Below are 274 nucleotides of genomic sequence, written 5' to 3'. Positions count from 1 at the left end.
GGACCTTTATCGATCAAATTTCCGATATAAGCTATTTTTCTATGTCCAGATTCATAGAGGTAATCGACTGCTTTTGTTATTGCAAGTTTACGGTTTACGTCAATAATATGGTGTTGGCTCTCATAGTTACTAAGACCATAAGTGACAACTGGAATAGAAGATGAAAAGGATTCACTTTTATTATTTTCATCAATCACTATAATTCCGTCTACCTGAAACTGATTTAATTTATTTACAGCATCCTGGATTGGATTGATGGATAGTAGAGTTGTAT

1 pseudogene is annotated in these 274 nt (G+C 33.2%); it reads right to left on the bottom strand.

Annotated features, from left to right (window positions below):
* Positions 1-197: pseudogene (locus AOA61_RS31430) on the bottom strand (hypothetical protein); the annotation flags it as partial.
* Between the last annotated feature and the right edge of the window lie 77 nt (positions 198-274).

Source organism: Pseudomonas sp. 2995-1, assembly GCF_002742505.1.
Lineage (GTDB): Bacteria > Pseudomonadota > Gammaproteobacteria > Pseudomonadales > Pseudomonadaceae > Aquipseudomonas > Aquipseudomonas sivasensis.
The sequence above is the reverse complement of the archived record's forward strand: the minus strand, read 5'-3'. Positions and strand labels throughout refer to the sequence as shown.